The following is a 16,323-nucleotide window of genomic DNA, read 5'->3' as shown; positions in this document are numbered from 1 at the left end:
TCCCCATCTAATGTTTATTTGTAACCAACTGCTTAGTAAGGGTGAAAGATTAGCCATGAAAAATGTAACTGGTACTGCTTTTATCGTTGCGGAATTTAGGGCAGAAGAGAATGAAGAGACAATTCCTCTTTATACCGATCATGTAGTAAAAATATGGTTGAATGAGGAAACAAAAAAAGTAGCTAACCACATAGCTCAAAGCTCTCCCGCCGCTAAAGAAATGGTTAAGTTGCGGACTAAATATTTTGATGATGTTTTGTCCAATCAAATTTTAGGAGGTTGCAAGCAAGTAGTTATTTTAGGTTCAGGATTGGATACTCGCGCTGCTAGAATTAATGGCGAAAAAGTCACTTATTTTGAAATAGACGACCGTGCGACTCTTCAATTAAAAGCAGAAACTCTCAAAGCAAACAAAGTTACGGCCCATGTTCGCTACCTTCCCGGCGATTACGTAAAAGACGGTTTAATCCCCTTGCTGAAACAGAGTGAATTTGATTTCGCTCGACCGACCTATTTTTTGTGGGAAGGCAACACTACTTTGGTTGACAAAAAAGATGTAATACTGGTGTTAAAACAAATTCGGGACAATGTTAATAATTTCCGATTGTCCTTTGATTATATGTCGGAAAAGGTAATTTTGAGAACGACGGGTTACCACGATATCAATGATTACATAGATAAATACGAAAGTATGTATGCACCGTGGATTACTGGTTTTGAAAATATTGCCACTTTGGCTGACGAACTCAATCTCAAAGTTATTGAAAACTTTTCGACTGCCGATTTACACGCACAATATCGCCCTCGCCGTTCGCTAGAATCTAATCTTTTTAAGTTCTATTTTGTCTGTACCCTAGAGAATATCTCCTAAAATATCCCAAATAGATTCGCGTGCGTGAAAGCTCGCGAGCATCCCGCTCGCACAACTCTAAAATATTAGGAAACACAACCAAAATGTCATTATTAGAAGCACAGCAACTTACAATGCGATTCGGGGGTTTGACTGCCGTCAACCAGGTTAGTTTAACTTTAGAAAAGGGAGCGATCGCCAGTTTAATCGGCCCCAACGGTGCGGGCAAGACTACTTTTTTTAATATGCTTACGGGTATTTACAAACCGAGTGGGGGGCAGTTGGTACTTGAAAATAAAAATATTACCGGCTTACCGCCCGATCGTCTGACTACTTTCGGCATTGCTAGAACTTTTCAAAATATCCGCTTGTTTAACAACATGACTGTGCTGGATAATGTTTTAGTAGGTAGACACTGCCGATTGAAAACAGGTTTGTTGGGTGCAATCCTCCGCACTCCGGCTGTGCTTTTGGAAGAACGGGAAGCTAAGAAAAAAGCCTTGACTATGCTAGATTTTGTCGGTTTAGGTGCTGCTAAAGCGTCGGAGTTGGCAAAAAACCTTTCCTACGGCGACCAGCGGAGATTGGAAATTGCGAGGGCTTTGGCTTCCGATCCGAAAGTGCTGCTTTTGGACGAACCGACTGCCGGGATGAACCCGAACGAAACGGCTGATTTAACTCGCTTTATTTACCGGATTCGCGATGAGTTGAAGTTGAGTATTTTGCTGATTGAACATGATATGAAGGTGGTGATGGGAATTAGCGATCGCGTGAGTGTTATGGAGTACGGTACTAAAATTGCTGAGGGAACTCCCGATCAAGTTCGCGCCGATCCCCGCGTGATTGAGGCCTATTTGGGAAAAGAAGAAGATGGACATGGATAATGGGTATTGTGTGCCGACAGATAAGTGAGGTGGGCATTGTTTATCCTCGGAAGAAGCGATATAATGTTCAGCCAATTAATCCAATAAAATTAGGGGCGGGTTTCACCAAAAATCTGTCTTTCAAACCGATAATATTTATCAACCCGCCCAGAACAACAGCATTTTATAACGAACAATTCAACGGAAACGATAGGATGTGCGCCTCGCACACTCTACGGATTAACATTCGGGGTTTTTCCTAAACTTTTGATTTGAGTTCCGACATTTGTTTCTTGTGTTTTCTCTGCCTGACAAACAATCCTAAAAAGATTGCAGTACCTAATACTGTGCTCGGTTCGGGAACTGCTTCTGCTTCTGCTTCTGCCTTGGCGATATTGTTTTTAACTTCTACTAACCTTAAGTTAGTGGCGCCGTTGAATGTCCGCGAATATACCCCAGAAGTATAAAGGAGGCTAGCTGCTGCACTTTCTTGAGCCAGAAAATTAAAGTTAATTTCTGTGGGTTTAAAGCTGTTGCTAACGAAGGCATTTGCAGAAAAGCCATTAGAAGAGTCTAAACCCATGGCAAATTGAAAAGAGTCTAACAAAATGTTAGTAACAGTGTTAATCACCCAGAAAGATATACTGCCATTCGCCCTAGCGCGTTCGGATTGGGGGTTGTCAACTGATGTTAAAAGAGCTAAAAATGTCTGAAAATTGAAGGAAAAAGTTTCTTCGGCATCAATGAAGAAGTCGCCGATCACTGCTGCTTGACTTTGGGCTAAACCGGAATAGTTATTCCCGCTGCCTATAACTTCACTTTGCGAGAGATTTGCTGCCAGCAATTCGTGACAGTTAGATAGAAAAACGGCATCAGCAGTTGCCTCGCTAATAACTGAACCGCTATTAGCTAGGGTCTGAGTGTAAGTGTTAGTAAATGTACCTGTCTCAGTCGATCTGTGACTGAAGTTGTCAATCATTACTCCTGCTGCAGAACCTGCTATTGTGGCAGCACGGCTGGGCGCAATACCTACACTCAAGCTGGTTACTAAAGGAGTTGCTAATAAAAATGCGATCGCTCCGGTACTGTGATGTAATTTCATGGTAAATCTCCTTAAATTTGAAAAATTTTAAGTGCTGTTATTAGTCACTTGTAGCGGTTGGTTTCGCTTACGTATTAATACTACCTATTTACTTAGAGATTTTTGTAAAGCTACTGTCAAGAAAGCTGGTGTTTAAGTAAAAATTATGTAAAGTTGGTTGCCACAGCTACTAAAAATATATTGTATGGAAGCTAGGGCGGGTGTTGATATAAGTAAAATTACTGCTTACTCTAAAAAAGTTTGATTTTAAATAAATGCAATAAAATTTTATAATTAGTCGGGATAATATAATAAAGCACAAAGCAGAAAGAGTAATTATGTTGGAAATTAAAGACATTCACACCTACTACGGAAATATCCACGCTCTCAAAGGAGTATCGCTAACAGTCTCGCAGGGAGAAGTTGTGACATTAATCGGCAGCAACGGGGCGGGGAAAACGACCACTCTCCGCACGATTCAAGGACTGTTGCGCCCGCGCCAAGGCACTGTATTATTTGAGGGAAAGCCTTTAGAAGCACTATCTACAGAGGCCATCGTCCGTTTGGGGATTTCTCAAAGTCCCGAAGGGCGGTTGATTTTTCCGCGCATGACGGTGCAAGAAAACCTAGAAATGGGTGCTTATCTCCGCAACGATACTCTCGGTATCAAGTCCGATATGGAAAAAGCATTAAATTTATTTCCTCGTTTGCGAGAAAGAATTAGTCAAAAAGGGGGAACTCTCAGCGGTGGCGAACAACAAATGTTGGCGATCGCCCGGGCTTTGATGTCGCGCCCCCGCTTGTTATTATTGGACGAGCCGAGTATGGGATTGGCACCGATGTTAGTCAGTCAAATTTTTGCGATCGTCCGCGATATTAATGCTGAAGGAACAACTATTTTACTGGTGGAACAAAACGCCCGCATGGCTTTAAGTGTAGCCCATCGCGGCTATGTCATCCAAACTGGTCAAGTTGTAGTTGCTGGTACTGCTAGTGATTTGCAGTCAAATGAAACTGTTCGCAAAGCATATTTAGGTGAAAGTTAAATAGCTATTCTGGTAATCGGTAAGGGCAATTCCCATTGGCAATTACCAATTACCAATTACCAATTACCCTATTTGCGATCGCAACTTCCCCGTTTCCAATTCCGTCTCAAAAGCTGCCCGCACCTTTTCCCACTCTGCTTGGGCTTCCAACAGGCGATCACGCGCCGTACTCACATCAAAAACCTGTTCCCCTCCAGACTCAACCGCCACGCGGCCCATATACTCCAACTCCTTGCAAACAGCAGAAAAAGACACGGCTCCTAAATTGGCGCTGCTCGACTTCAGCGTGTGAGAAGCCAGCTTCAAACTATCAGCATCGCCGAGAAAAATAGCCTCTTTAATAGTTTCTAAATGTTGCGGTGCGTCTTCCAAATATATCTTAATTAGCTCCCCCAAAAAATCTGGGTCTTCATCATCATCTAGCTCGCGGAGATTTTGCAAAATATGAAAATCAATCGGCGAATCTGCTCCCGGTTGAACGCTCGAAGATCCCGCTGCATCACTGTCAACTTGCTCCGAAATATCTTGATTGTTTTGCTCAGTAACCGCATCCAATTCATCCCGAATCAGAGGTGAACACTTGCTCAAGGCGATCGCCAACTCTTCCCGGCGTACAGGCTTAGTAATATAATCGTCCATACCTGCTTCCAGACACTTTTCGCGATCGCCCTGCATCGCATTAGCAGTCATCGCAATAATTCTCGGCTTCTTGTTAGCAGGCCATTCCTGACAAATGCGGCGCGTCGCTTCCAACCCATCCATGTTCGGCATCTGCACATCCATCAGCACAACATCGTAAGATTGCCGCTTCAGCGCCTCCAAAACCTCCAACCCGTTAGCCGCAATATCAGCCCGATATCCTATCCTGTCGAGTAAATGCGTAGCGACTTTTTGATTCACCACATTGTCCTCAGCCAGCAAAATCCGAATCTGACTAGAATTAGCTGCATCCTGTCCGGCAGAATTCGTCGCAACCTGCCTCAAAACAGCAGGCGTCCGCTGCACGCGGTGCTGTTCTTGAGAATTTTCAAAATACTTCAATCCCGAAGTCAAAGTCACCACATTTGAAACTTCTCCCCTGCTGCTTCTGCCAGTAACATATCCAAAAACTTGCAGCAACACATTATAAAACTGGGACTGTTTTAAAGGCTTAGTTAAAAAAGCCGAAAAATGTACTTCTGTAGTTTCAAGTTTTTTCCAAACTTCGGCCTTACTTAAATAAGTAAACAGCACCAAAGGTAGTGCTATTTTGCGAGGGTTTTTAACGATGACATTCGGATTTTGACCGTCGCCGCCGGACAAATTGCTCAGCTCAAATTTCCGAATCTCCACAGCCAAAGCCACACCGTCCATATCTGGTAGATTCATAGCCAAAATAGCTAAATCGAGCGGCGAGTTTCCTTTGATGATTTCCAAAGCCTCAGCACCCGAAGTTACAGCCACGGGTATCATTCCCCAAGACTCTGCCTGCCGGATCAAAACTTGCCGATTAATGGCATGATGCTCAACAATTAACAAGCGCTTACCAGCGGCAAATTCGGGCCTTTTTTCCTCAGCCCGGATGTCATTCGCTTCAGCAGTCACCGTGAAATAAAAAATCGAACCCGAACCGGATATCGACGGCGGAGTAAATTCTGCAGGCGACCTTCCAGCGATACTTTGTCCGGCAGAAACTCCCGCTTGAGACTTAGAACTTCCCGGAGTAACCTGGCTGACAACCCACATTGTACCGCCCATCATATCGCTCAAACGCTGGCTGATAGCCAGTCCCAAACCCGTCCCGCCGTAATGTCGCGTTGTCGAAGCATCCACCTGCGAAAAAGCTTTAAACAGGCGATCCATCCGATCTGGCGGAATTCCAATTCCCGTATCTTGGACAGCAAATTGAATCTCGTATTGTTTGCTACGTGCCAACTCTCCCTGGTTAATTGCTAGCGGTTGTGGCGCTAGAATATTAATTTTATCTGGTGAACTATTAGCAGCTACCTGTTCAATTTGCCTAGCCGTACAGCACACCACAATTTCTCCAGATTCTGTAAACTTAACTGCATTGCCCAGCAGATTTACCAAAATTTGGCGCAGTCTCGTGACATCTCCTAAAATGTTTTTCGGAACAGAATCATCAATAAAGTAAGCCAGCTCTAAACCTTTTTCTGAGGCTCTCGGAGCCAGTAATTCCAGAGATTCTTCTATACAGTTTTGCAACTCGAAGGGGCTGCGTTCCAAATCCAATTTTCCAGATTCAATCTTAGAAAAGTCGAGAATATCGTTAATAATAGTCAGCAAAGCATCGCCGCTGGTACGAATTGTCTCCACAAAATCCCGCTGTTCAGGAGTTAGTTCCATATCCAGCAGCAAGCCCGTCATCCCGATTACCGCATTCATCGGAGTGCGAATTTCGTGACTCATAGTCGCTAAAAATTCGCTCTTAGCTCTATTAGCAACTTCCGCCGCTTGTCGTGCTTGATCCAAAGCTTCATTTTGCTCGGCTAACTGTCGCTGTCGCTGAACTTCCGTTTCTAAAAGTTGTGCTTGAGCTAAGGTAATTCCAACTTGAGCGGCAACATCTTCTAATAGTTCAATTTCGTCGGGATTCCACTGGCGAGTTGCATCGCACTGGTGCAAAGTAATAATTCCATTCGGTTCTCCTTGATAGGATGTGCGAACCGCTAACATAGATTTTAATCCGATGCGGCGGCACATCGGCCCCGAAGATTCCAGCAAAGGATCGGCAAACACATCGGGAGATGCCAGGGCTATATCTTCAGCGAGGAGTTTTTCTGTGTAGGGGTTATAAGTGACAGAAAGTTCTAAATCTAAAGCCGATTCGTGACCGGGTTCTAAGTATTCCGCGACGCAAGGAAGGTGGGGATAAGGTTCGGAAAGATAGGTGTGAATTGTACAGCGATTGACACCAAATACGCGGCCGATTTGGGTGGCGGTAGTTTGAAAAATTTCTTGAGTGTCTAAGGTCGATCGCACTTTTTGAGTAATTTGTTTGAGTAGTAAAACGCGCTGGTACTGACGTTGCAAAGTCCGCTCTCGCTCTTCGCGGGCAATTTCTGCGCCGATGTAATTGCCCATCAACTTTAAAATTTCAAAATTCAGCGGTTTAAAAGGAGATTTAGTGGTGCGGGAAGTAAAGCTCAAAGTGCCAAAAATTCGCCCTTGCACTATTACCCTCGTCCCCACAAAAGCCTCCAACTTGCGGACGCTGTAAGCGGGATGGTTGCGCCACTGAGTAGTGCCGGCTGATTCGACAGAAATAGGTTCGCTCGATCGCAAAACCTCTCGCTCAAAGGTTCTGCTCAAAGCAAAACCGTCTCCTTTAGCAAATCCAAAGGGAAAATCTTCCGGTACATAAGCCGCAATCACTTCGTAGCGATCGCCCAAAACCCTGCCCAACAGCCCGATATCCATCCCAAACTGACTACAGCCCATTGCCAGCAACCGGATCGTTCGATCGTCAAAAGATCCTTCCGAGGTCACCATTACCTCGTAGAGCGATCGAATTGCCCGCTCGCTTTCCCGCAGATCCTCAACTCCTTCGAGGCGGTTGCAGACATCGTGCAAAGTCCCGAAAATTCCCGCTATTTGGCCTTGGGAATTCCGGCGGATTTGGGCAAATAGTTCCACGGAAACAAAGCCGGAATTAGTGTGAATTCCCAAGGAGTTTTTCCCCGAAACCGACTTGGATTTAAATCGCAGTTCTCGCCGTTCAAATTCCGACTTCCCCGACAGCAAAGACTCCAATAAATTTGCACATTGCTCGCGCTCATCTGGATGCACCCACTCTACAAAATTAGTTTCCAAACTTTCGGAAACCGAAAAATTCGTAATTTCCGTCCAAGCGCGATTGAGAAATTTCCAAACCCCCGCCGCATCTATGTGGAAAATTACTGTTGCTTTCAAAGAGTCAAATAGTTGGAACTGCTCCCGATCATGCTCGCGGTTTTTGACTTCAAACTGCTTGTTTAGAGTAATATCTGTATGAGTTCCTACTACCCGCAGCGGTTTGCCAGTAGCGCTGCGTAAAACTTGACCACGGTTCAGCACCCAGACAGTGCTGCCGTCTTTACAGTACATCCGATATTCTGCTGCAAAATCCGGTGTCTTTTGGGCGAAGTGTTCTTCTAAAGCTCCCTTTACTGAGTCAATATCATCTCGGTGGATGCGACTCCACCATTCCGATCGGCGATTCGAGATTTCCCCTTCTTGGTAGCCCAGCATTTCTTGCCACCGCGCGGAATAAAAAAACTCATCTGTTTCGAGATTCCAGTCCCAAATCCCCTGATTGTTGACTGGAGGGGGGAGATTTGGCTGCTCTACGAAACTGTGGTGAGAAATTTCAGCCACCTCGTGGCTATTTGCTGCTGTCCGCTGTATTTCTGCTGAGAGTTTTTTGTATTGAGCGTTGCTAGATTCTAGCTGGCGCTGCAAAGCGATCAAGCCAGAATGCAGAGATTTTGAATCCAGCGCTTGTAAAAGGATAGTTTTAGGATTGATAATCCCGATCGGGTGATTTGTTTCGTTAATGACTAATAAAGGCAACTGGCAGTAGTGTTTTTGCAGCAGGGCGACGGCTGCTTCGAGTGTAGAGTGCGATCGCACCAGCGGTGGCGAACTGCTGCAAATTGCTCCCGCTTTAATTTTGTTAGAGTCTCTTCCCAGCGCCTGCAACTGCACAATATCCCGCGAACTTACCACCCCAACCAGTTTGTGAATGTTGGGATTTGTAAATTTGGAATTGTGAGCCGCACCAGTCGAGTGTTGATCGGGGGTTTCAGTGATTAATACATAACTAACATTGTGTCTAAACATCAGTTGCGCCAAATAGCGAACCGAAGAATTAGAAGGAGCGTGAATTATTCGCGTTCCTGCTATTTGAGGGATTTGATAAAGTTTAATTAAACTTGCGGGTAGCTCTAATTTCTGATTCAGAATTGGCAGCGGCGGAGGGAACGCGAAAGCCGCAGGTGGCGAAGCGCTGCTAGTTGCTTTTTGTGTCGATTCCCCAATTCCCTGCAACATTTGCACCAAGCTTTGAGAGCTAATTAAACCGACAAGTTCTTCAGTGTCGCTGACGACTGGCAAATGGCTGATCTGATTTTTCTCCAGGAGATTTGCTAAGGCAAAAAAGTCGGGAATTTCCGATTCTCGGGCTACAGTTACGCTTCTGATCATTATTTGCTCGATCGCAAATCCCCTCAAAGCAGCGCCGATGGAGTTTAGCTGTACGATATCTCGCGCTGTAAAAATCCCCAGCACTGTCTGGCTGCTCGTCGGATAGGGAGCTTTTGAGCCGTTGTGAGGCAGCCCGTTGCCTCCTGCGTGTAACGCACGCGGTACACCGTTGTAGAAACCCGACTGTTCCCGCGATTGTGGGGAAGTTCCGTTCATGGGATTTCCGAGTTGAGAATTCCCGCGTGTTTCTACCACGAGGACGTAACTGGCTCCTGTGCTACTCATCAGCTCGATCGCCTTTTCTATGGGCGTCTCAGGGGTGACGGTGAGGGGATTGCGGTTGATGACCTGACTGAGGGAGGGAATAAACATCAGGGGGCATAAAAGTGATATTTGTTGGAAAAACCCGATCGCAAGCAGCAGATTGATTGAGAGGCTTTGTCCGCGAGATTTCCAAGCGCGCTCAAAGTTTCTGTACGATTAAACTCACCCCTACTTCCAGCATCTTGGCATTTAAAATTAATTCCGTGCCATATCCTGATAATTGACGGCTTCTGACTTTCAGAACCAATGCTATCTGCCAGAGGGCCCAGATGAAGGCGGGCGGGTAACTCCTCGCTTAGCCTAACTGCTGCGGGTTTACGAGCAAGAATTTCTGCGATTGTCTAGACTGCACCCTACTTTCTGCCCCTCAACGGAACTCTCGCTCGCATTCTGTTTGAGGCAAGATACCTGCACGCTACCAATTTACCAGCGACAGGAGGGGAATCACAACAGGACGACTTAGGTATGGCAACTGTGCAATTAGGGGTTCGAGGGTTCCAGGGTTTCAGGGTTCCAGGGCTAAACAGGCAGAAAATAAATAATTCTGAGCATAACTAATTCTATCTTATCCCAATTATGGCCCCGATGATTTGAGCTTCAATTCTGGCGATCGAACTTGATGAGAATAGCGCTGTTCCCCGCCAGTGCAAAACTCGCATTGCTGTCCTTCAGCCTTAAGCTACCAACAACCTCATCCATTGTTTTAGAACTGAACTCCCGCACCGTGCCATTACCAGTTTTTATCAGCTCCGAAATCTCTGCATTAACAGTGTAAGATGTTGCTCGGTCATTGACAACCAGCAAGTAAACATTCTTGCTAGCATCAAGAGTTGCAAGTGCCATTAAATCCGAACTGTTAGTGATAGGAAAAAAGGTAGCTTTCCCGCCCTGCAAAGCCCTAATTCTCATCTGCAAAGCATAGTAGCCCGCGCGCCGTTTTCCCCCGTCCCCTAGCAAACCTTCCGCCTGTCCCAGCTTTCCCCAGTCGTACAAACAGAATATGTGACTGCCGTCAATATAATTATCCCCCGGTTGGGAACCTCGAATCAAATTCTTAATCAAATTTAAAGCTAAAGATAAATCGCCGTAGCTAATCTCGTAACTTCCCGATTCTCCTACCCAAAGCTGCGAGTTAGCGTGGACAGTAGCGTTCATCCAGCCGCGCACTTTGCGGGTGTAGTTAGAAATATCTGCATCGTAGTTGTGGATATTGACGGTATTGAAATAATTGGGTATTTCCTGCAAAGCACTAGCCGGCCAATTGCTGCCGCCTACAGTTTTCGGACTGTGGATGCGGTAAGTGCGCGAAGGCAAATAAGTTTTATAAACAAAGTCGATCATCGCATCTTTTGCCACCTTAACCAATTCAAAATAGTCAGCCCTAGTCCCCCCCAGCCCTGATCGCGATTATCCGGTTCGTTGTGAATTTCCCAATCATCAACGGGGTAATCATTGCGAACATTCAGCCAATAAACCGTAGCAAAAACCTGTTCCCACCACTCGTTCCAATCTTCTTTTGCGCGGGGCGGATTCAGTTGCAACGCCCAACTCTGATTCCAGCCATTATCTACATTCCGAATACTCACCTCACCACCGGGCGAATATTTGCTTGTTTGAGACTATTAAAAATAGTCCCGGCATTACCTGGCCAAACAGTACCGGGTTGTCCCGACCACCAATAATCACTACCCTGGGGCGGATTAGTCATTATCTGATCCCACTGCGCCCAATTAATTATATTTGGATTTGTCTTAATTTCGTTAATAGATGGCCAACCGTATTTACCGTCGTCGTCTGCAGGTTCCCACCGGGACATCCCGCCGTAAATGCGGTAGGTATTAATTCCCAAATCTTGCAAATCTTTGATGTCGAAATTGATATTGCCTTCGACTGCCCCGATGTAGCGAGTGCTAACACCAGCAGCATTGCCGGAAATTTTAATTGTTTCGATGTTTTGAGAAAAAATTGTCGTTCCGCTGAACAACCCTATGCCAAGAGCCATTAAAATGGCGATGGTAAAATTCCGAATAATTGTTTTTGAAAACACTGGGTTAATAACTCATGACAAACTGCCTAATACCTACTGACTAATTAACTTCAAGCGATGCTGAAGTTCTCCCGCCGCCGTAGCAATTACGACCGCCAAAATCGGGTGCAGTGGCTCGCTGTGCCGAACTTCTGTATAAGTGAGCGCATGGAACAAAGTAAAATAGCCACAGACTGCAAATAGTGGCAAAAACTCCCGCCAGCGATGCCGCAAAACTCTCATGCCCAAAGCAGCAAATACAGGCAAATTTCGCGACCCTAAAATGCCGACAATCCCTTGCGGCGAGAATGACCGCATTGCTTCCACATTAAACATAGCATGATCGGGCCAGTCGCTTACAGGGTTTCCCAACCAGAAAAAAACTGCCTTTTACAAAAAATACCAGAGATAGACAGCAGGCTCGCGGACGATGGAAGCGATCGCCCGTTTGTTAAAGTAGCGATCGCCCTCAATTGTAAAAGCATCGTGTCCCCCATTCCGTGCCGAATTTAGTTCTTCCTGCCAAATCTGAACAATATGGCGTTTTGGGAGTTGTTCATAGGCCAAATGATAAAACTCTGGACTTCCTAGCCACAGCAGCGCCGTAGAAACGCTGTAAAGCAAAAAAGTTTTGTGCGTTCGATAATTGTGGTAAGTCCAAGGTGCAGTAATGATGATAATTGCGCCCAAATAAGCAAGAAACAAAGCTATCTTGCGCTTAAAATGCCATTGGCGCGGCATCAATAGTGGCACAATTGCTGGAAGCAACATCGTTGTCGGCCGACAAAGATTTGTAATTGCCAACAGCGCACCTGCGAATGAAAAATTTTGCCACTGCGGCTGTTCCAATGCCCACAGCAAACCCAGCACGGTTAAAATTATTAAAGGCCTGTATAAAATCTCTGTTTACAGCCGCCTGACATGAAAAATGAGGGAGGGATCTATCGCAATTAATCCAGCCGCTACTAAGGAACTTTGAGCGCCAGTAAAACGCCGTGCCAGGATAAAAGTTAGCGGGATGATTGTCGCCCCCAAAAAAGCTTGTACGTAGACTACAGATGCGGGAGAGCGACCAAAAATTGCATAGCATCCAGCCACAAAAAAGGGATAAACTGGCGTCCGGCCTGGTCACTCAAAAAAATGACCCTTCAGCAACCAGTAGGCCAAGCCCTCATAGCCCGGTTCGTCGCCTCTGAGACGGGCGGGGGTATCGGGGAGAGTTTGGTTGGTGCGCCACGCCAAATAAAGGCGGAATGCCAGTCCCAGCAGCGTCAGACCAATAAGTACCCAGACAATTATGCGGTGATTTCTTTGCTGCTGCGCTGCCAAGATGTCTGGTGTCATAAAAACGGACTACGAAGATTTGATTGGCCGCTCCCAATTTTTTAGATTGGGAATTTCAAAAATTATATCATTTCACCTTCCATCTTTTTGGAGAATTGATGTTTTTATACCACCGATTACATTTAATGTGAACGGGCGAGGAGAACGCCCAGGGTAAGCGCATCTTAATTGGTTACTTACGATACAGACAAATTGCCTTTACTGCTAAAATAGGTCAAATATATTAATTTTTTGGCAAGGAGCAGAGCTAAAATCAACTTATTTTTGCGTTCTCAAACATTCTCAAATTTTAGTGAGTAGGCAAAATGTAGTGTTAAATACTGCTTTTTGCAACTAATAATGCAAGAGAAGGAAATTAAGTTCAGTTAGGACGATTTTTTGAGTTTTTTTTATATCAAGTGCAAACAATCTGTCAAATTTTATACAAAATTAGATGCGCTTACCCTGGGAGAACGCCTCACGGAACAGTCAAACATCGATCGCGCGATGCAATTGGTCAAAGAACACAACCCCACACTTTCACCCGCCATCAATCGCACCTGGATTGACTCGCCGGGACGTACGGAGGTAATTGCAATCTACCGCATTCAGCCCTGGGAAATGAGCGGGCGCACCACGGATGGCATCAGCAGTGGGTGAATGTCTCTGCTGGCATGGGAATAATAATTTTCTGAGTGAATCGCGATCGTCCTACTCGCAGGCTCAGTAGCATTCCGATCAAACTGGATATGATATTAAATGAACTTACTTGCCAAAAAATCTCTCATGTACCCATTCACTAACTGCGGCTGTTCCTGCTGCACCCAGTGGCTGCAATTAGGAATGTAATGAATCTGAAAATCCCGGACGTAATCTGCGGTTCCATAGGTTAACTCTTTGCCGAGGGCGGCATCATTTTCTCCCCAAATCATCAGCGTCGGAACTTCCAGAACCCTCCAGTTTTGGGGATCGAGAAATCCGCGAGCAATATTGCGGTAATAATTGATAGTAGCAGTCAGAGCGCCCCGTTTGGCCGCCGCATCTTTGTAAGCTTCGATATCTGAGGGGCTAAAGGTGCTTTTGTTAACTGCCATACCTTCCAAAGCAGCCGAAATTGCCTGATAGTCGCCCAACTGAATTAACAACTCCGGCAAAACTGGCAACTGAAACAAAAAGATGTACCAACTTTTCAACAATTGTTGGGGAGTGCGTAACCCTTCAGCAAACTTGGCCGGATGCGGTAGATTCATCACAATTAATTTATCCACCATTTGGGGATAAGCATAAGCAAAATTCCAGGCGATCGCGCCTCCCCAGTCGTGACCAACTAAGACGCAACTTTCGTATCCCAAACCCTGAATAATGCCCTTGACATCTTGCACAAACTCTGCCATCACGTAAGCAGATTGCTCGTGAGGTTTGTCGCTGTCGTTGTAACCCCTGAGATCTACAGCGACGACTTTATAGTCTGATGCAAATTCCGGGATTTGATGCCGCCAAGAATACCAAAATTCAGGAAATCCGTGCAGCATCAGCATCAGCGGCCCAGAACCTTGAGTGACATAGTGCAGTTTGATGCCGTTCGTAGCGATAAATTCGTGTTTCCAAGCAGCTTCTAGCACAGACATATTTGATGCTTCCTCTAGCTATCGAAATAGCCTAGCAGTTCCTCTCTTTAAGAGGAACCAACTTTAGGCATATCTAGCAATTCTCCCAGCACTTGTAAACTCTTTCTTTTCTCTTCCTTTGTGGAACAGGCGTCCCGCCAGTGCTTCTTCGCGCAAAAAAAGCCGTAGCTTGCGGGGCCCGACGCCATGCTCCGTTTCCCAAAAAGATTGCTATCTCTGTCAAAATAATAGTATAATGTCGCTGGCCTCCAGACAACTGTTAAGCCAAAAATTACTCATTTTCGAGTGCGCGAAAATCCCGAAGCGCAACAATTTGAGGTGTTGTGATGGTGTCAGTTTAATAATTAATATTTGGCGAGTGTACTAGGAATTAAAGGAGTTAATACTATGTCGGGCGATCGGCTGCAAAACATTGTTAACCGCTTGACAGATCGTCTAAAGCGCGATGTATTGGTTGAAAAATCCCTCTACGACATTCGAGAAGTTTTGCAGAGCGATCGCGCCGTACTGTACTATTTTTACAGACAGTGGCAAGGTCGAGTGACTTACGAGATGTTGAGTGCGATCGAACTCTCAATCTTGGGTTCAACGGGGCCAGACGAGTGTTTTAACGACGAATACGCTGCTTTGTACGAAGCCGGCAGAGTTAAAGCAATTGCAGATATTGAAGTAGAACCAATTAACCCATGCCACCGAGATTTTCTGCGTAGCCTGAAAGTTCGCGCCAATTTAGTCGTGCCAATATTAACAAACAAAGGACTGTGGGGGCTGTTAATTGCTCATCAGTGCAGCGGACCTCGCACTTGGTCGCGATCCGACATTGAATTCATGCAAAGAGAAGCCCAAAATATGGCAATGTCTCCCACAATTCAAGATAGTTAATATCGCATCTACTATTAGTACATAGTATACCAGGATTTCACCCTCGAATAATGTAACCGATCGCCCCCTTGGAGTAGTATGAATCTCAGTGTTCAACCGTTCTTCGAGTTCGGGTGCATTCTCTCGGCGATCGAAAATGACCAACCAACCCGAATCTTGTCCCAATCTAGCGAGATATCCATCTAACTGTTCCCAACCTTTGTCTCTAGCAAGAGTTGGCGGCAAGGAGTTTTCGGATGCTGGGGGAGCGAAACCCAAGAATGATATATTGAGGAGACACGCCACGTTGAATTAGTTCTCGATCGATGTAGATTTCGGTACTGTTGTGTTGAATCCAGATTTTATTTTCGATGATATCGAGCTGCATGGCACACCCATAGATGCGATATTCGTCGCGCCATTCGTTGTGCATGACAAGGTATCGATCGCGGGCGATATCGAAGATTAACTGAGCATTTGCGTCATTTTTAGAAAAGTCTTCGAGAAAGTCACAAACAATTTTGCGGTATTCGTTTAGTCTATCCATTGGTCGATAGCCTCACGAGTTGGATTGTAAATAATTAGTCGGATTTCATAACGTTCGATGACAGTTTTTGCCGGTTTAAATCTGAAGCAACTCTTCAATACTCTCTAAATTTAGGACAATATTCCTGCTCGGTTGAGCAGTGAGGTAGCCTAAGATGCTGGTTTCGATATCTGTAGCACAAAACTTAGTAACCAGTGTATTACCACAATGATAGCAATTCCGATCGATGGCATCCACCATCTAGCTGGCTGACCACCATTTCGCATTGCTCGATCGAAGTGGGATTTCTCACTTCCATAAAGTGCTATCGCAACCAACGCATTGATGAGTAGTCTTGAAGGATATTCAAAGAAGTTAGCAGCAAAAAAATCTCGAAAAGCTAGACAAATCAGGAATGAAGCTGACAAGATAGCTAATAATCGACTTCGCCACACATAGCCTCGACGAGATAAATTTATACTGTACAAAAATATTCCCACAGAAAAGTTGCTGACAAGACAGTAAGCAGCTAAGACCCAGGGTAAGCGCATCTAATTTGGTCTTTTAAAATACAGATTATTTGGTCCAAAGATGAGAGAGCAATATTTTTA

The 16,323-nt window shown here is 45.2% G+C and carries 15 protein-coding genes and 1 pseudogene; 5 read left to right on the top strand and 11 right to left on the bottom strand.

Annotated features, from left to right (window positions below):
• The first annotated feature begins 55 nt into the window (after window positions 1-55).
• A complete protein-coding gene (locus tag QUA04_RS20440) occupies window positions 56-871 on the top strand; it encodes an SAM-dependent methyltransferase (RefSeq protein WP_333259884.1) in 816 nt (271 codons plus the stop codon).
• Window positions 872-954: 83 nt separating this feature from the next.
• On the top strand, window positions 955-1,734 hold the full coding sequence (locus QUA04_RS20435; protein WP_333259881.1) for an ABC transporter ATP-binding protein: 780 nt from the start codon (window positions 955-957) through the stop codon (window positions 1,732-1,734).
• Between the two features lie 238 nt (window positions 1,735-1,972).
• Here the strand turns inward: QUA04_RS20435 and QUA04_RS20430 are convergent, their stop codons facing one another.
• A complete protein-coding gene (locus tag QUA04_RS20430; protein WP_333259877.1) occupies window positions 1,973-2,815 on the bottom strand; it encodes a PEP-CTERM sorting domain-containing protein in 843 nt (280 codons plus the stop codon).
• A 317-nt stretch (window positions 2,816-3,132) separates the two neighbouring features.
• On the opposite strand from QUA04_RS20430, the gene QUA04_RS20425 reads away from it, so the two are divergent.
• Window positions 3,133-3,840 (top strand): ABC transporter ATP-binding protein, encoded by a 708-nt coding sequence (locus QUA04_RS20425; protein ID WP_006631855.1) that lies wholly within the window; start codon window positions 3,133-3,135, stop codon window positions 3,838-3,840.
• Between the two features lie 63 nt (window positions 3,841-3,903).
• Here the strand turns inward: QUA04_RS20425 and QUA04_RS20420 are convergent, their stop codons facing one another.
• The 8 genes and pseudogenes from QUA04_RS20420 to QUA04_RS20390 all read right to left on the bottom strand — a co-directional run bounded on the left by QUA04_RS20420 (window position 3,904) and on the right by QUA04_RS20390 (window position 12,718).
• Window positions 3,904-9,396, bottom strand: coding sequence for a response regulator (locus QUA04_RS20420; protein WP_333259873.1), 5,493 nt, complete (start codon window positions 9,394-9,396; stop codon window positions 3,904-3,906).
• A gap of 549 nt (window positions 9,397-9,945) precedes the next feature.
• Window positions 9,946-10,689 (bottom strand): hypothetical protein, encoded by a 744-nt coding sequence (locus QUA04_RS20415; RefSeq protein ID WP_333259870.1) that lies wholly within the window; start codon window positions 10,687-10,689, stop codon window positions 9,946-9,948.
• The gene (locus QUA04_RS20410; RefSeq protein WP_333259867.1) at window positions 10,686-10,934 is read right to left on the bottom strand and encodes a hypothetical protein; all 249 of its coding nucleotides are present in this window, start codon (window positions 10,932-10,934) and stop codon (window positions 10,686-10,688) included. The genes QUA04_RS20415 and QUA04_RS20410 overlap by 4 nt, the downstream gene beginning before the upstream one ends.
• Window positions 10,931-11,395 (bottom strand): hypothetical protein, encoded by a 465-nt coding sequence (locus QUA04_RS20405; RefSeq protein WP_333259865.1) that lies wholly within the window; start codon window positions 11,393-11,395, stop codon window positions 10,931-10,933. Before QUA04_RS20405 ends, QUA04_RS20410 begins: the two co-directional genes overlap by 4 nt.
• 33 nt (window positions 11,396-11,428) lie before the next feature.
• The gene (locus QUA04_RS20400; protein WP_333259862.1) at window positions 11,429-11,710 is read right to left on the bottom strand and encodes a hypothetical protein; all 282 of its coding nucleotides are present in this window, start codon (window positions 11,708-11,710) and stop codon (window positions 11,429-11,431) included.
• A 54-nt stretch (window positions 11,711-11,764) separates the two neighbouring features.
• Complete coding sequence (locus QUA04_RS20395) at window positions 11,765-12,244, bottom strand: hypothetical protein (RefSeq protein WP_445242348.1); 480 nt, start codon at window positions 12,242-12,244, stop codon at window positions 11,765-11,767.
• A gap of 36 nt (window positions 12,245-12,280) precedes the next feature.
• Window positions 12,281-12,484, bottom strand: a pseudogene (locus QUA04_RS30010) (hypothetical protein); the annotation flags it as partial.
• 18 nt (window positions 12,485-12,502) lie between these two features.
• On the bottom strand, window positions 12,503-12,718 hold the full coding sequence (locus tag QUA04_RS20390) for a hypothetical protein (protein WP_333259859.1): 216 nt from the start codon (window positions 12,716-12,718) through the stop codon (window positions 12,503-12,505).
• Window positions 12,719-13,096: 378 nt separating this feature from the next.
• Between QUA04_RS20390 and QUA04_RS20385 the strand changes: the two genes are divergently transcribed.
• A complete protein-coding gene (locus tag QUA04_RS20385) occupies window positions 13,097-13,357 on the top strand; it encodes a hypothetical protein (RefSeq protein ID WP_333259856.1) in 261 nt (86 codons plus the stop codon).
• Between the two features lie 95 nt (window positions 13,358-13,452).
• Here QUA04_RS20385 and QUA04_RS20380 read toward each other — a convergent pair whose 3' ends face one another.
• Window positions 13,453-14,325 (bottom strand): alpha/beta hydrolase, encoded by an 873-nt coding sequence (locus tag QUA04_RS20380; RefSeq protein WP_333259853.1) that lies wholly within the window; start codon window positions 14,323-14,325, stop codon window positions 13,453-13,455.
• A gap of 387 nt (window positions 14,326-14,712) precedes the next feature.
• Here QUA04_RS20380 and QUA04_RS20375 point away from each other — a divergent pair, with 387 nt between their 5' ends.
• Entirely contained in the window at window positions 14,713-15,207 is a 495-nt protein-coding gene (locus QUA04_RS20375) for a GAF domain-containing protein (protein WP_333259925.1), read from the top strand.
• Window positions 15,208-15,412: 205 nt separating this feature from the next.
• Here QUA04_RS20375 and QUA04_RS20370 read toward each other — a convergent pair whose 3' ends face one another.
• A complete protein-coding gene (locus QUA04_RS20370; protein ID WP_333259850.1) occupies window positions 15,413-15,733 on the bottom strand; it encodes a XisI protein in 321 nt (106 codons plus the stop codon).
• Window positions 15,734-16,323: the final 590 nt, after the last annotated feature.

This window comes from Microcoleus sp. S13_C5, assembly GCF_036700845.1.
Classification (GTDB): Bacteria; Cyanobacteriota; Cyanobacteriia; order Cyanobacteriales; family Microcoleaceae; genus Microcoleus.
Note: the sequence above shows the minus strand (reverse complement) of the source record. Positions and strands in the feature narration are given on the sequence as shown.

What these genes read in the sequence shown, in the direction of transcription:
- QUA04_RS20440 (WP_333259884.1), top strand. Translation starts at nt 56, where the DNA reads ATGAAAAATGTAACTGGTACTGCTTTTATCGTTGCGGAATTTAGGGCA.
- QUA04_RS20435 (WP_333259881.1), top strand. Translation starts at nt 955, where the DNA reads ATGTCATTATTAGAAGCACAGCAACTTACAATGCGATTCGGGGGTTTG.
- QUA04_RS20430 (WP_333259877.1), bottom strand. Translation starts at nt 2,815, where the DNA reads ATGAAATTACATCACAGTACCGGAGCGATCGCATTTTTATTAGCAACT.
- QUA04_RS20425 (WP_006631855.1), top strand. Translation starts at nt 3,133, where the DNA reads ATGTTGGAAATTAAAGACATTCACACCTACTACGGAAATATCCACGCT.
- QUA04_RS20420 (WP_333259873.1), bottom strand. Translation starts at nt 9,396, where the DNA reads ATGTTTATTCCCTCCCTCAGTCAGGTCATCAACCGCAATCCCCTCACC.
- QUA04_RS20415 (WP_333259870.1), bottom strand. Translation starts at nt 10,689, where the DNA reads ATGATCGACTTTGTTTATAAAACTTATTTGCCTTCGCGCACTTACCGC.
- QUA04_RS20400 (WP_333259862.1), bottom strand. Translation starts at nt 11,710, where the DNA reads ATGTTTAATGTGGAAGCAATGCGGTCATTCTCGCCGCAAGGGATTGTC.
- QUA04_RS20390 (WP_333259859.1), bottom strand. Translation starts at nt 12,718, where the DNA reads ATGACACCAGACATCTTGGCAGCGCAGCAGCAAAGAAATCACCGCATA.
- QUA04_RS20380 (WP_333259853.1), bottom strand. Translation starts at nt 14,325, where the DNA reads ATGTCTGTGCTAGAAGCTGCTTGGAAACACGAATTTATCGCTACGAAC.
- QUA04_RS20375 (WP_333259925.1), top strand. Translation starts at nt 14,713, where the DNA reads ATGTCGGGCGATCGGCTGCAAAACATTGTTAACCGCTTGACAGATCGT.
- QUA04_RS20370 (WP_333259850.1), bottom strand. Translation starts at nt 15,733, where the DNA reads ATGGATAGACTAAACGAATACCGCAAAATTGTTTGTGACTTTCTCGAA.